Raw genomic sequence first — 578 nt, 5'->3', positions numbered from 1 at the left:
ACCCACTGAAAGCAAATCGAGGATTTCACCATGAGCAACGCCACCTACAACCGCCTGGACAAAGACAACGCCGCCGTACTGCTGGTCGACCACCAGGCCGGTCTGCTCTCGCTGGTTCGCGACATCGATCCGGACAAGTTCAAGAACAACGTCCTCGCCCTGGGCGACCTGGCGAAGTTCTTCAACCTGCCGACCATCCTCACCACCAGCTTCGAAACCGGCCCCAACGGCCCGCTGGTGCCCGAGCTGAAAGCGCAGTTCCCGGACGCGCCCTACATCGCTCGCCCCGGACAGATCAACGCCTGGGACAACGAGGACTTCGTCAAGGCAGTGAAGGCCACCGGCAAGAAGCAGCTGATCATCGCCGGCGTGGTGACCGAGGTTTGCGTGGCGTTCCCGGCGCTGTCGGCCCTTGCCGAAGGCTTCGATGTGTTCGTGGTGGCGGATGCCTCCGGCACCTTCAACGAGATGACCCGCGACGCCGCCTGGCGCCGGATGGAAGCGGCCGGTGCGCAGCTGATGACCTGGTTCGGCGTGGCCTGTGAGCTGCACCGCGACTGGCGCAACGATATCGAAGG

At 63.8% G+C, this 578-nt stretch carries 1 protein-coding gene; it reads left to right on the top strand.

Features of this window, described 5'->3' with window-relative positions:
* Positions 1-30: 30 nt before the first annotated feature.
* Positions 31-578 (top strand): isochorismate family cysteine hydrolase YcaC (ycaC, locus tag N5C91_RS31865; protein WP_279834533.1); only part of this gene is annotated, 548 nt, incomplete at its 3' end.

This window comes from Pseudomonas sp. GD03903 (assembly GCF_029840045.1).
GTDB lineage: Bacteria > Pseudomonadota > Gammaproteobacteria > Pseudomonadales > Pseudomonadaceae > Pseudomonas > Pseudomonas pseudonitroreducens.
The sequence above is the reverse complement of the archived record's forward strand: the minus strand, read 5'-3'. Positions and strand labels throughout refer to the sequence as shown.